12 protein-coding genes are annotated in these 14,141 nt (G+C 62.5%); 9 read left to right on the top strand and 3 right to left on the bottom strand.

Going from position 1 to position 14,141, the window contains the following annotated elements:
• Window positions 1–91 precede the first annotated feature (91 nt).
• From AB8A27_RS01840 to AB8A27_RS01865, 6 genes are all read left to right on the top strand, one after another.
• Window positions 92–1,822 carry a cation:proton antiporter gene (locus AB8A27_RS01840; protein WP_441240422.1) on the top strand — a complete coding sequence of 577 codons (1,731 nt, stop codon included), beginning with the start codon at window positions 92–94 and terminating at the stop codon, window positions 1,820–1,822.
• Between the two features lie 136 nt (window positions 1,823–1,958).
• Entirely contained in the window at window positions 1,959–3,050 is a 1,092-nt protein-coding gene (ribB, locus tag AB8A27_RS01845; RefSeq protein ID WP_441240423.1) for a 3,4-dihydroxy-2-butanone-4-phosphate synthase, read from the top strand.
• 122 nt (window positions 3,051–3,172) lie between these two features.
• On the top strand, window positions 3,173–4,384 hold the full coding sequence (locus tag AB8A27_RS01850; RefSeq protein WP_441240424.1) for an acyl-CoA dehydrogenase: 1,212 nt from the start codon (window positions 3,173–3,175) through the stop codon (window positions 4,382–4,384).
• Window positions 4,385–4,667: 283 nt separating this feature from the next.
• Window positions 4,668–5,135, top strand: coding sequence for an RrF2 family transcriptional regulator (locus AB8A27_RS01855; protein ID WP_441240425.1), 468 nt, complete (start codon window positions 4,668–4,670; stop codon window positions 5,133–5,135).
• A complete protein-coding gene (locus AB8A27_RS01860) occupies window positions 5,132–6,031 on the top strand; it encodes an NAD(P)/FAD-dependent oxidoreductase (RefSeq protein ID WP_441240426.1) in 900 nt (299 codons plus the stop codon). The genes AB8A27_RS01855 and AB8A27_RS01860 overlap by 4 nt, the downstream gene beginning before the upstream one ends.
• 209 nt (window positions 6,032–6,240) lie before the next feature.
• Window positions 6,241–7,176 carry an MBL fold metallo-hydrolase gene (locus tag AB8A27_RS01865; protein ID WP_441240427.1) on the top strand — a complete coding sequence of 312 codons (936 nt, stop codon included), beginning with the start codon at window positions 6,241–6,243 and terminating at the stop codon, window positions 7,174–7,176.
• Between the two features lie 207 nt (window positions 7,177–7,383).
• Here AB8A27_RS01865 and AB8A27_RS01870 read toward each other — a convergent pair whose 3' ends face one another.
• The gene (locus AB8A27_RS01870; protein ID WP_441240428.1) at window positions 7,384–8,424 is read right to left on the bottom strand and encodes a lactonase family protein; all 1,041 of its coding nucleotides are present in this window, start codon (window positions 8,422–8,424) and stop codon (window positions 7,384–7,386) included.
• A 203-nt stretch (window positions 8,425–8,627) separates the two neighbouring features.
• Window positions 8,628–10,928: a TonB-dependent receptor gene (locus AB8A27_RS01875; RefSeq protein ID WP_441240429.1), complete on the bottom strand. Its 2,301-nt coding sequence runs from the start codon at window positions 10,926–10,928 to the stop codon at window positions 8,628–8,630.
• A gap of 160 nt (window positions 10,929–11,088) precedes the next feature.
• On the opposite strand from AB8A27_RS01875, the gene nikR reads away from it, so the two are divergent.
• Entirely contained in the window at window positions 11,089–11,529 is a 441-nt protein-coding gene (gene nikR, locus AB8A27_RS01880) for a nickel-responsive transcriptional regulator NikR (protein WP_441240430.1), read from the top strand.
• Between the two features lie 198 nt (window positions 11,530–11,727).
• Here nikR and AB8A27_RS01885 read toward each other — a convergent pair whose 3' ends face one another.
• Window positions 11,728–12,546 (bottom strand): aldo/keto reductase, encoded by an 819-nt coding sequence (locus AB8A27_RS01885; protein ID WP_441240431.1) that lies wholly within the window; start codon window positions 12,544–12,546, stop codon window positions 11,728–11,730.
• A gap of 108 nt (window positions 12,547–12,654) precedes the next feature.
• Between AB8A27_RS01885 and AB8A27_RS01890 the strand changes: the two genes are divergently transcribed.
• Together AB8A27_RS01890 and AB8A27_RS01895 are read left to right on the top strand one after the other, a co-directional pair.
• Window positions 12,655–12,780, top strand: coding sequence for a hypothetical protein (locus AB8A27_RS01890; protein WP_286144055.1), 126 nt, complete (start codon window positions 12,655–12,657; stop codon window positions 12,778–12,780).
• Between the two features lie 109 nt (window positions 12,781–12,889).
• Window positions 12,890–14,140 (top strand): sarcosine oxidase subunit beta family protein, encoded by a 1,251-nt coding sequence (locus AB8A27_RS01895; RefSeq protein ID WP_441240432.1) that lies wholly within the window; start codon window positions 12,890–12,892, stop codon window positions 14,138–14,140.
• Window position 14,141: the final 1 nt, after the last annotated feature.

The following is a 14,141-nucleotide window of genomic DNA, read 5'->3' on the forward strand; positions in this document are numbered from 1 at the left end:
ATCCTGCGCCGAATGCCGGATATTACCCCTTTGCCCTCACGCGCTGCACCATTAGAGTGCCGCCGAAATGTAAGGCTTTTCCGGCAGGGGCATGCACGACTTAATCCGCGATATCACGCTGTGCATCCTGTTTGCGTGGGGCATCGGGCTCATCGCGCATTTTTTCAAGCAACCGCTGATTCTGGCCTATCTGGTCGCCGGCTTTTTCATTGGGCCATTCGGAATCGGACTGGTCAAGTCGGACGAATCCATCAGCACGATCTCCGAACTCGGCCTGATCTTCATGCTGTTCATGATCGGTCTCGAAATCGATCTGAAGAAGATCATCCGCGCCGGCAAGGTCATTGTGTTCGCCGCGGGCGGCCAGTTGATCGCAGGCTGCATTCTCGGCGCGATCTTCTTCATGGCGCTCGGGCTGAAGCTCGGCGGCGGCGGGTTCGACGCGCTGTATCTCAGCGTCGCCTGCGCACTGTCCTCGACGGTGGTCATCGTCAAGGTGCTGTATGAGAAGCGCGAGCTCGACACGCTGCCGGGCCGCATCACGCTCGGCATCCTGGTGCTGCAGGATATTTTCGCGATCCTGTTTCTGGCGGTACAGCCGAGCCTCGCAGATCTGCAGGTCGGCGTCATCGCTCTGTCGATCGCCCGCGTCGGCGTGCTGGTTGCCACCGCGCTGATCCTGAGCCGCTATGTGCTGCCGCCGCTGTTCCACCAGATCGCACGGCGCCCGGAACTGGTGCTGCTGGGCGCGCTGGCCTGGTGCTTCCTGATCGGCGAGATCGCGGAGCGACTGCATCTGTCGCGCGAGATGGGCTCGCTGGTCGCCGGCGTGTCGCTGTCGACCTTCCCCTATGCGCTCGACGTCACCGCCAAGGTGACGACGCTGCGGGACTTCTTCATCACGTTGTTCTTCGTCGCCGTCGGCATGACCATCCCGATCCCGAACGGCGCGACCATCGGCCTTGCACTGGTCATCGCTTTGTTCACCGTCGTCAGCCGCATGCTCACGACCTTCACGCCGCTCTATCTGATGAAGCAGGGGCTGCGCGCCAGCCTGCTGCCGGCGCTCAATCTGGCGCAGATCAGCGAATTCTCGCTGGTGGTGCTGCAAACGGGCATTGCAGCCGGCCATATCACCACGCAGACCGCCAGCGCGGCATCCTTTGCCTTCGTGATCCTGGCGGTACTTTCGACCTTCGCGATGATGCGCAGCGACCAGATCACGCGCCTCCTGATCGGCCCGATGAAGCGCATCGGGCTGCACGACCTCGACCACGGCCAGAAGACGCATGAAGGCGACCATGCCGCCGGCCATGGCGATGCCCGCCGCATCGTCATTCTCGGTTTCTTCCGCACGGCGTCCGCCCTGCTCGCCGAGATCGAGCGCCAGAACGAGTCGCTGCTCGACCAGATCAGCGTCGTCGACTTCAATCCCAACGTCTTCCGTACTCTGGTCGGGCGCGGCCAGCATGTGATCTATGGCGATATCAGCAATGTCGACACGCTGGTCCATGCCGGCGTCGGCAATGCCGAGATCATCATTCTCAGCGTGCCGGACTCGCTGCTCAAGGGCGCGAATAACGAAAAGCTGGTCCGCCATGTCCGCTCGATCAACCCGAAGGCCAGGATCATTTCCACGGCGGATGTGCTCGGCGACGTTAACGATATCTACGCGGCCGGCGCGGACTACGTCACCGTGCCCCGCCTCTGCGACGCCCACGCACTGTATGAGGTGATCGAGGCCATCGATCAGGGCCTCCTGGACGCCAAACGCGCCGACATGGACGCGCAGCTGGCGGAACGGCGGGAAGTGCTGCCTTAACCTCTCCCCGCTTCCGCGGGAGAAGGCAAAAGCCCGCATTCCGCACTGCGAACCCGCATACCGCCCCCCATTTCCGCGGGTTGCACCGCCCCCCGCTCTGCGCCATATCACTGCCATAACGAGCGAGAGTGGACTGATGGCCGACCCGATTTCAGACGTTCTGCAAGCCTTTGCCGCCGGCGAGATGGTCGTCGTGACCGACGATGACGACCGCGAGGGCGAGGGCGACCTTATCGTCGCCGCATCGTTCTGTACCGCCGAGAAGATGGCCTTCATCATCCGGCATACGTCCGGCATCGTCTGCGCGCCGATCACCACCGAGGATGCCCGCCGGCTGCGGCTCGATCCGATGGTGGTCAACAACGATAGCAATCACACCACCGCCTTTACCGTCTCCATCGACTACAAGCCCGATGGCGGCACCGGCATTTCCGCCGACGAGCGCGCCTCCTGCTGCCGCGCACTGGCCAATCCGAATGCCGGCGCCAATGACTTTGCGCGCCCCGGCCATATCTTTCCGCTGATCGCCCGCGAAGGCGGCGTGCTGATGCGCTCGGGCCATACCGAAGCCGCGGTGGATCTCTGCAAGCTGGCCGATCTCCCGCCCGTCGGCGTCATCAGCGAACTGATGAATGACGATGGCTCGGTGATGAAGGGTCAGCAGGTCGTCGACTTCGCGGCCAAGCACAAGCTCAAGCATGTCACCATCGCTGACATGATCGCCTATCGCCAGGCCCGCGAGAAACTGATCGAGCGCGTCTCGACCTTCACAACCGACAGTCCGATCGGCCCGCTGCACGGCTATTCCTATCGCTCTCCCTTCGATCCGATCCACCATGTTGCCTTCGTTTACGGCAGCGTCGGCGACGGCAAGAATGTGCTGACGCGCTTCCACAAGCCGAACATCGTCCGCGACATGTTCACCGGCCCGGCGAAGATGAACATCGTGCTGGAACGCTTCAAGAAGAACGGCAGCGGCGTGCTGGTCTATCTGCGCGACGGCGCCGCGGGTGTGCCCGTCGAACCGCTCGATGCGCCGAAGTCGGCGGAAGCCGACCGCAACCGGCAGTGGCGTGAAATCGGCGTCGGTGCGCAGATCCTGCGCGATCTCGGCGTCACCTCGATCCGCCACCTGACCTCGTCGGTCCATGACTACAAGGGACTGTCGGGTTTCGGCATCGAGATCGCCTGCAACGAACAGCTTGATGGCGATAGTTCAAAGACCTAAAATGCCGCATTCCGCATAGCCAATGCCGCTCCGGCGGCGATTGCGTATGTGAGACGTAGATGCGCAGGCAAGGAAACAAAAAGCCTGCGCGCCAAATCAGCCACGATATGAAAGGGATTTCGATGAGCGTTGCCCCCAAGGGTAAGGACAAGCCCGCTGCAAGTTTCCAGTGGGACGATGCGTTCCTGCTCGATAGCCAGCTCACCGAAGACGAGCGCATGATCCGCGACACCGCGCGCGCTTACGCCCAGGACAAGCTGTTGCCGCGCGTCACCAATGCTTACCTCAACGAGCATACCGACCGCGAAATCTTCAACGAGATGGGCGAGCTCGGCCTGATCGGCGTCACCCTGCCGGAAGACTATGGCTGCGCCAATGCCAGCTATGTCGCCTATGGTCTGATCAACCGCGAGATCGAGCGCGTCGACAGCGGCTACCGCTCGATGAACTCGGTGCAGTCATCGCTGGTGATGTATCCGATCTACGCTTACGGCAGCGAGGAGCAGCGCAAGAAGTACCTGCCCAAGCTCGCCACCGGCGAGTGGGTCGGTTGCTTCGGCCTCACCGAGCCCGATGCCGGTTCCGATCCCGGCGGCATGAAGACCCGCGCCGAGAAGGTATCGGATGGCTACAAGCTGACCGGCTCGAAGATGTGGATCTCGAATGCGCCGATCGCCGACGTATTCGTGGTGTGGGCGAAATCCGCCGCGCATGACAACCAGATCCGCGGCTTCGTGCTCGAGAAGGGCATGAAGGGCCTGTCGGCGCCGAAGATCGGCGGCAAGCTGTCGCTGCGCGCCTCGATCACCGGCGAAATCGTCATGGACAACGTGATCGTGCCGGAAGAAAACCTGCTGCCCAACGTGTCGGGCCTGAAGGGTCCGTTCGGCTGTCTCAACCGCGCCCGTTACGGCATCTCCTGGGGCGTGCTCGGCGCCGCCGAGGACTGCATGGCCCGCGCCCGCCAGTACACGCTGGACCGCAAGCAGTTCAACCGGCCGCTCGCGGCCACCCAACTGGTGCAGAAGAAGCTCGCCGACATGCTGACCGAAATTTCGCTCGGCCTGCAGGGCTCGTTGCGCGTCGGCCGCCTGATGGACGAAGGCAATTTCCACCCGGACATGATCTCGGTGGTGAAGCGCAACAATTGCGGCAAGGCCCTCGACATCGCCCGCGTCGCCCGCGACATGCATGGCGGCAACGGCATCCAGATCGAATATCAGGTGATGCGCCACGCGCAGAACCTCGAGACCGTGAACACCTATGAAGGCACCCACGACGTGCATGCGCTGATCCTCGGCCGTGCCATCACCGGGATCCAGGCGTTCGGTTAAGCGCCTGCGCTTCAGGTTTCAAAACTTCGAAATGCCCGGCCTTGTGCCGGGCATTTTTCGTTTGAGGGCACCAACACACTCGTCATTCCGGGGCGTTCGCCGCAGGCGAGCGAACCCGGAACCTCGCCATGTTCATCACCTCTTTCCGCCCCCACCGAAGAGTCGATGAACATATCGGGATTCCGGGTTCGGTCTCGCCGCCTGCGGTGTCGATCCCACCCCGGAATGACGCGTGTGTTGCTTCTCTTGACTCTCACCCCTCTCATGCATCATCATAAGTTACATGAGACGAGACAACCGCCTCTCCGCCACGTTGCATGCCTTGCTGCACATGGCCGAGCAGAACCGCCCGATGACTTCGGCCGAACTGGCCATGTGCATGACCACCAACGCGGTGGTCGTTCGCCGCACCATGGCGGGGCTGCGCGAGGCTGGCTTCGTGCGTTCCGAAAAGGGCCATGGCGGCGGCTGGGAGATCGCGCGTGATCTTTCGACCGTCACGCTGAAGGACATCTATGACGCGCTGGGCAAGCCCAGCCTGATGGCCATGGGCATTCATCTGGAAAGCCCGACCTGCCTTGTCGAACAGGCGGTCAATCACTCGCTCACATCGGCTTTCGCGGAAGCGGAAGCCGTGCTCATCGGCCGCCTTGCGGATGTCACGCTGGCGCAGCTCGCCGCGGATTTTCACGCGCGGGCGGTCGAGCATCACGGCAAGATTCAAAGCAAAATTCGCGGGAAGACAAAATGAGTTTCGATGCGATCATCATTGGCGGCAGCTATGCCGGCCTCTCCGCAGCGCTGCAATTGGCGCGGGCGCGCCGCAAGGTCCTGGTGATGGATTCCGGCCGGCGCCGCAATCGCTTCGCTGAACACTCCCATGGTTTTCTCGGTCAGGATGGCCGCGCGCCCGGCGACATCGCCGCGGATGCCCGCGCGCAATTGCTGGCCTATCCCACGGTGCAATGGGTCGATGCAACGGCCACCGCCGGCAAGGGCCAGGCCGATGAGTTCACCGTCAGCGCGGGGAACGGCGCGCAATACGAGGCCCGGCGCATCATCCTCGCAGCCGGTGTGGTCGATGCGTTGCCCGACGTTCCCGGCCTCGCCGAGCGCTGGGGCAAATACGTTTTCCATTGTCCGTATTGCCACGGCTACGAACTCGATCAGGGCCGCATCGGCGTGCTGGCGTCGTCGGAAATGTCGATGCATCACGCGTTGATGCTGCCCGATTGGGGATCGACCACGCTGTTCCTGAACGATGCCTTCACACCGGACGCGGGCCAGATGGCGCAGCTGAAGCAGCGCGGCGTCACGGTCGAGCGCGAACCGATCAGACAATTGTCGGGCACATCCGTCGATGTCGAACTCACCGACGGCCGTATCATTCCCCTCGATGGCATGTTCACGCTGACGCGTACCAGTCCGGCGTCGCCGCTCGGCGCGCAGCTCGGCTGCGCCATGGAAGACGGGCCGATGGGACCGTTCCTGCAGACCGACATGTTCAAGGAGACCACGGTTCCCGGCGTGTTCGCCTGCGGTGACATGGCGCGCGCCACCGGCTCTGTCGCGCTTGCGGTGGGCGACGGGGCCATGGCCGGAGTCGGTGCGCATCGATCGCTGATGTTCGGAACGGGGCACGGATAGCTGCTTGTTCGACGCACTCACCTTTCGTCATGCCCGGGCTTGTCCCGGGCATCCACGCCTTGGCGGCGCGGAGAAAAGACGTGGATGGCCGGGACAAGCCCGGCCATGACGGTGCTTTAGATACGCATATCAGGCGCGTCTCCGCGCCGTTTGCTTTCCTCCGCCACCTTGCTAGTCATCACGATCAAGAATTCTGGGAAGGACCGACCATGAGCGACAACGACAGCAACGCCAACGACGACGTTCCGTTCAATCGCGATTATTCGCTGAAGCCCGGCGTCGTCGATCAGGTGCGCCCAAACGTGCGCCGCGTTCTCTGCAACAACCCCTCGCCTTTCACCTTCACTGGCACCAACAGCTACATCGTCGGCACCGGCAAGGTCGCGATCATCGATCCGGGCCCGGCCAACGACGCCCATCTGCAGGCGCTGCTCGATGCCGTGAAGGGCGAAACGGTGACGCATATTCTCGTCACCCACACCCATAGCGATCATTCGCCGAATACGGCGGCGCTCAAGGCCGCGACCGGCGCCACGGTCTATGCCGAAGGCGCGCACCGCGCCTCGCGGCCGCGTTTCGAGAGCGAGAAACATTCGCCGGAGTCCGGCGCCGACCGCGATTTCAGGCCCGACGTGCTGGTGGCCGATGGTGACGTGATCGAGGGCGACGGCTGGGCGCTGGAAGGCGTTACGACACCGGGCCACACCGCCAATCACATGGCGTTTGCCTGGCGGGAAAAGAAATATCTGTTCGTCGCCGATCATGTGATGGGCTGGTCGACCTCCATCGTGGCGCCGCCCGATGGATCGATGATCGACTACATGGCCTCACTGGACAAACTCGCGGCACGCGACGAGGACCTGTATTTCTCCGGCCACGGCCCGGACATTCCCGATGCACAGCGCTATGTGCGCTTTCTCATCCGCCACCGCCGCGCCCGCGAAGCCTCGATCCTGCATCGCCTTGGCAAGGGCGAAGCGGATATCCCAACCATCGTGCGCGCGATCTATATCGGACTCGATCCGCGTCTCACGGGCGCCGCCGGCTATTCGGTGCTGGCGCATCTGGAAGATCTCGTCGCCCGCGGCATGGTTCTGACGGACGGCGACCCGGTGATATCAGGCAGTTATCGGATGGCTTCTTAACCTCTCCCCGCTCTACGCGGGGAGAGGTCGCCGCGTCTTCGCGGCGGGTGAGGGGCATTGCACGCACTCACAACAATCGAGCGACTGTCGGATCGTACCGACCCGTGAGAAAAACTCTGCAACATCGACGTGCCACGCCCCTCACCCCACCCCTCTCCCCGCGCAGAGCGGGGAGAGGGAGCGAGAGGCCTGCGTCTGAACGTAGCCTTACGGCAGGTTCACGATCTCGACCCAGTTCGGATTCTTGCCCACCGCGGTTTCGCTCAGCTTGGTCAGCGCCCCCGTCGCCTTGTCGATGGAATAGGCCGTCATGCTGTTCGACAACTGCCCGACTGCCAGCAGATAGCGGCCAGACGGATCGATGCTGAAGCCACGCGGCTGCTTCTCCGTGGCCGTGGAGCCCAGCGATGTCAGCGCGCCGGTTTTGGGATCGACGCGGAACGCCGCGATCGTGTTGCTGGTGCGTTCCGACGCATAGAGGAACTTGCCGTCCGGCGTCAGGTGGATATCCGCTGCCCATGGCTTGCCATCGAAGCCCTTGGGCAAGGCAGAGGCGACCTGCGTTTCCTTCTTCAGCGTCCCGGTCGCCGCGTCCCACGGAAATACATAGATCGCCGCGTCGAGTTCGTTGAGCAGATAGACGAACTTCTTGTCCGGCGAGAACACCAGATGGCGCGGGCCGCCCTTGGCCTTCACGCTGACGGTCGGCGGATCGTTCGGCGTCAGCTTGCCAGCCTTGGCGTCGAATTTCTGCTGATAGATGACGTCGCCGCCGAGGCTCGTATGCAGGACATAGCGATTGGTGGGATCGACGATGATGCAATGCGCATTCGGTTCGGTAGCGACCACCTGCTGCGCCGGCGCGATCACGCCATTTGGCCCGATGGCATTCACCGCCACCTTGTTGCCGCCATAGGACGCGCTGAGCAGAAAGCGGCCGGTGCGATCAATCGCGATATAGGCCATGGAATCGGCCAGCGGCCCGGGGCCGACCAGTTTCAGCTTGCCGGTTTTGGCATCGATATCGAAGGTCACCGCTGTGTATGGCTCGTTGCGCAAACCAGCATAGAGCCGATGCTTCTCGGGGCTGATGGCCAGCGGCAGCGAGCCGCCGGGCTTTGCCGGTCCCGGCACCGCCACGGTATCGATCGCAGCGAGATTGCCATTCGCCTTCAGTTCGAAAACGCTGATGTTCTGGCTGTCGGCATTGCCGACATAGACGATCGTAGCGGCGCTGGCCGATGACATGATGGATCCTATTGCTAACGGGAGCGACACGATCGCCAGCAGCGCCTTCAAACCAGCACCCGCATGCGTGAACGGCCAACGACGCGAAACGGAACGAACCCGTGCGAGCATCAACACCTCCCTGCCTCTTTTCATTGGGAGGGATGATGCTACCGCCTTCTGGAATAGGCAAGCTGCGCTGCGGCAAAGCCAGAACCGGTAGATCAGAACCGGCCGGCCAGCGTCACCCGCAAGGCCAGCGGCTCGACCGGATGTAGCACGCGATCCATGATGCCGGTCTGGCACACGGCGGCAGGCGCTGTCGGCGCGCCGCCGCCCGCCGGGAAGCAGGCGGCGAACAGCGAGTCCGTCTTCAGCAGTGACCCATAGGCATAGGTGATCTGGTCCGACTTGCTGTCGAGCATGTTGAACGCATCGAGCTGGATGCGCCAGCCGTTCTCGAAGCGATAGCCGAACTGACCGTTCAGCAATCCTGTCGCCGGCGAGATGAAGGCCGCGTCTTCGGTGAGCGGACGTGGACCGAAATAACGATAGCGCAGCGCGCCGAACCAGCCGGTGGCTTCACCCAGACGAATGCCCGCCGAGGCGATCATGTTGGGGGCGCCGGGGATATAATTTCCGGGTGCGTTGCCGATCTGCGAGGCCGGATAACCGTCGAGCTCTGCATAGGCCGCCGCCTGATCGGCATTGCTGCCGCGAAAGCGCGCACGCGTCATCGCGAGATCGGCCTCGAGGCTCAGCCACGATGTCGGCTTGTAGTCATTGGTCCATTCGAAACCGACACGGCGGCTGGGGCGGCTCGCCTCGGTATCGCCGGCATCACCGACGAACAGGATCTCGGAGGCGGAATCCAGCATGAAGAACGCGATCGAGCTGGTCAGCCCCGGAATGAGTTTGGTGCGCAATCCGACTTCGGCGCCCTTGGTCTTCACCAGAAACGGCGAACTATCCACCGGCGATCCATCGGACGGCGACTCCTTGATGGTCACGCCGCGCGCGTCGTTGCTGTGAAAGCCTTCGCCGGCATTCAGGAACAGTTCGGTCTTCGCAAAGGGACCAATCACCAGACCTGCCTTGGGGCTGCCGATGGTGGCCGTGGCGCTACCGGAATTGACCGGATTGAAGAACGAATTGACCGTGGTGTCGTAATAGTCGCCGCGCCAGCCGATATTGGTGCGCAGCCAGTCGGTCCAGAACGTCGTGTTCTGCACGAACATGCCGACGCTGCCTTCCTTCACGCCATCGCTGCGCGTGGTGGAGAGATATTGCCGCTTGATGGTGTTGCCGAGGCTGACATTGATGTCGTCGTAGCGACTCTGGATGCCGACTTCGGTCTCGTTCCGGAAGCCCGCGACAGTGTACTTGAATGTGTGCGATGCATTGATGCCGCCGAGCACGCGGTCGTCATGCTGATGAAACTGATCGCCATTGACGGGATCGCTCAGGAAGAATGTGAAGTTGTTCCACAGATTGAGCTTGCTCTTGATCGCGTAGAAATCGACTTTCGTTGCGCCATCGCGGTCGGTATCGCGATAGCGGCCTGACAGCGAGAAACGCTCCGAATTGCCCCCATCACTGGGATCGAGTGCGCCATAGCGGCCGATCTCGCCCGAGGCGATCGCGCGCAGCGGCACCTGATCGGTGGAATTCCACTTGTTGCCATAGGCCATGCCGGTCAGCGAGAAGCCGTTATCCAGCGTTCCCTGGCTGTAGCGGATCACGCCATTGAGCTTCTGCAGTTTGTCGGGATTGTCCCACGGGCCGTTATAGAGATTGGCCTCCGCGGCGACGAGCAGGTTGCCCTCGCCGACCTTGCCCGACGTCACGCCGAAGGCGCGGTTGTAACCGAAACTGCCCGATGTGATCGACGCCATGGTGCGGGTGACGCTGTCGATCAGGCTGACATGAATGGCGCCCACCGAGGAGAAGTCGCCTTCGTCAGCGAAATACGGCCCCTTCCGCACATGGACTGAACTGATCAGCTCCGGAATCAGAAAGTTGGTATCGGCATAGCCCTGGCCGTGACCATGGGTGCGCATGTTCACCGGCATGCCGTCGATGGAGATGGCGAGATCCGTACCGTGATCGAGATTCACGCCGCGCAGGAAGTACTGGTTGGCTTTGCCGTCGCCAGAATGCTGGGTGACGATCAGGCCGGGCGTGACTTCCAGCGCTTCGGCGGGACGCGACAGCGGCCGCGCATTGACCTCGGCGCCACCGATCGTCTTTTCGCTGGCCGCTGCGAGCGGCGCCTGCGCAGCGCTGATGCCGGGCGTGACACCTGCGCCGCCGGCCCCTGCCGTCGGTGCAGCGATGCGACGCACAGCCGAACGACCATGATCGGTCGAGCTGCGCTTCCGGACCGGCGTGCTCGCGCGCGGTTGCGGTGCCACGACGACAACGGGCGACAGTGTCGTGGGCGTGGAGCCCTGCGCCCCAGCTTCGGTCGACACCGTGAGGACAGCCGCGACAACCAGAGACAGATCGCGCGATACTCGCTTCATCGCAGGCTTGCCCCCAGCGGCCACACGCGTGCTGACTCGTGTGAAATCACGGGTCCCGCCAAGATCAATGGCAGGCTATGTTGCATCCCGACATGATTTGAAAACTGGCATGACGAGTATGATGTTGTCAATAAATCATCATACTTATCCGGAGATACGCATGCAGCGCATTACGATCACCCTCGACGATGACCTGATGGAAGAGCTGGATGCTGTCATCGCCGAACAGGGCTATCAGAACCGCTCCGAAGCGATCCGCGATCTCACCCGCGCCGGCATGCAGCAGGCCGCACAGGAGAAGGGCAAGGCCGGCGAATGCGTCGCCGCCCTGGTCTATGTCTATGACCACGCCCAGCGCGACCTGTCACGCCGGCTGGTCGACACCTATCATCATCACCACGACCTCTCGCTGGCGACGCTGCATGTCCATCTCGACGGCGACAACTGCATGGAGGTCACCGCGCTACGCGGCTCGGGCAACGAGGTGCAGCATTTCGCCGATCACATCATCGCGGAGCGCGGCGTGAAATATGGCCGCGTGGTGATGATGCCGACGGGGAAGAAAGCAGAGGGGAAGAAGAAGGGGCACAGCCACGGGTGATGGGAGCGCTGATCTATCGTCTTGTCGTCCCCGCGCAGGCGGGGACCCATAACCACAGTCAGCGTGACTCAAAACGCAGAACCACGCCTAAAGCGTTCTATTCACGTCGCCAGCGTGTATGGGTCCCCGCCTGCGCGGGGACGACACGTGGAGAATGCGAAGCTTCGCTTCGCGGGGGGAGAGGGGAAGCAAGAAAGATCAATCCCAGTCCGGCGCAAATGCCGGATTCACCAGCCGCTGCGTCTTCGGCAGTGCCGCGATCGCCTTGCGGTCCTCGTCGTCCAGCGTCAGTTTGAGCGCATCGAGATTGGCCTGCTGGCTCTCCTTGCGCGAGGCCTTCGGGATCGCTGCCACGCCGTCCTGATCGAGCAGCCATTTCAATGCGACCTGCGCGGCCAACACGCCGTGTTTCGCAGCGATGGTCTTCATCGCGTCGTTGTCGGCAAGCCGCCCCTGACCGAGCGGGCAATAGGCCACCAGCGGGATCGACTTCGCGCGCAGATAGGTCAGCAGCTTCGTCTGATCGAGCAGCGCGTGATATTCGACCTGATTGCAGGCGACCGGCGCGCCGATCTCCTCCACGGCCTGCTTCATCAGTCTGACCGGGAAATTCGCGACGCCGATGGCGCGGACGCGCCCCTCGTCCTTCAGCTTCAGCAGCGTCTCGAAGATCGCCGGCAGGTTCATGCCCTTCGAGGGCCAGTGCACCAGATAGAGATCGATGACGTCGAGACCGAGCTTCTTCAGGCTGGTGTCGAAGGCGCGCCTGATGGCATCCGGCGCGAGATTTTCGTGCCAGACCTTGGTGGTGACATGGAGATCCCCACGCGCAATGCCCGAGGCCTTGATGCCGGCGCCGACCTCAGCCTCGTTGCCATACATTTCGGCGGTGTCGATGTGGCGATAGCCGAGCCCGATGGCGCTTTCCACGCCGGCGACGCAGCCATCGCCGGTGAGCTTGAAAGTGCCGAGGCCGAGCTTCGGCACGCGAATGCCCTGGGTGTTCAAATTTTGCATGTCAATTCCTCAATATGGCGAAACCGTCCGAGACGACGGCGCCGGAAGTGTTTGCTACGGTGCCAGCCTGCAACGATAAATTCAAATCACCGGGAGAGTTTCAGCACCATGGAAAAGGCATTACGCGGATGGCTCGAATCCCACGGCCTGCTCGCCATCATCACTGCGGTCCTCGGGGTGATCAGTCTGCTGTCCGTGACACTGGTGCTTGGGGGCTTCTGGCTGGCGCGCTAAACGGCACAATTTCATGATGTCGCTAATAGGCTTCTTGATGTCGCCTATGGGCTAGTGCTGATCCCCAGAATACGCGACACTCCGGGCCTGATCGCCACCCGGATTTTTCATGCGCTATTCGCTAACGTCCTTGCTGAAGCAAACCCTCACCGGCCATAAAGGCTGGACGCCGCAATGGCGCGATGCTGCGCCGAAACCCGAATATGACATCGTCATTGTCGGCGGCGGCGGTCATGGGCTCGCAACCGCCTATTATCTGGCAAAGGAATACGGCCTCAGGAACATCGCCGTGCTCGAGAAGAGCTGGATCGGATCAGGCAATATCGGCCGTAACACCACGATCATCCGTTCCAACTACCTGTTCTCCGAAAATATCTCGCTCTACGAGTTGTCGCTGAAACTGTGGGAAGGCCTCGAGCAGGACTTCAACTACAATGCCATGGTCAGCCAGCGCGGCGTGCTCAACCTCTACCATTCCGACGGCCAGCGCGACGCCTATGCCCGGCGCGGCAACATGATGCGGCTGAATGGTGCGGACTCCGAATTGCTGGACAAGGAAGGTGTGCGGCAACTCTACCCGTTCCTGAATTTCGACGCGGCACGGTTTCCGATCCAGGGCGGATTGCTGCAGAAGCGCGGCGGCACCGTGCGCCATGACGCCGTGGCCTGGGGCTATGCCCGCGGCGCGTCCGATCGCGGCGTCGATGTGATCCAGAATTGCGAGGTCACGGGGATCGACATCATCGATGGACGCGCGGTAGGCGTGCAGACCTCGCGCGGTACGATCAAGGCGAAGAAAATCGGCATCGCCGTCGCCGGCTCGTCGTCGCGCGTGGCGGCGATGGCCGGAATGCGACTGCCGATCGAGAGCCATGTGTTGCAAGCCTTCGTCTCCGAAGGGCTGAAGCCGATCATTCCCGGTGTCATCACCTTCGGCGCCGGTCATTTCTATATCAGCCAGTCGGACAAGGGCGGCCTGGTGTTTGGCGGCGATATCGACGGCTACAACTCCTATGCCCAGCGCGGCAATCTTCCCGTGGTCGAGGATGTCTGCGAAGGCGGCATGGCCTTGATGCCGGCGATCGGCCGCGCGCGGATGCTGCGCAACTGGGGCGGTCTCGTCGACATGTCGATGGACGGCTCGCCGATCATCGACCGCACCCACGTCAAAGGGCTCTATCTCAATGCCGGCTGGTGCTATGGCGGCTTCAAGGCGACGCCCGGCTCCGGCTTCGTCTTCGCGCATCTGCTGGCCAAGGACGAACCGCATCCCGCCGCCAACCGCCTGCTGCTGGATCGCTTTCGCTCCGGCCATGTCGTCGATGAAAAGGGCCAGGGCGCCCAACCGAACCTGCACTGAG

Origin of the sequence: Tardiphaga sp. 768_D3_N2_1, from assembly GCF_052076105.1 — a bacterium.
GTDB lineage: Bacteria > Pseudomonadota > Alphaproteobacteria > Rhizobiales > Xanthobacteraceae > Tardiphaga.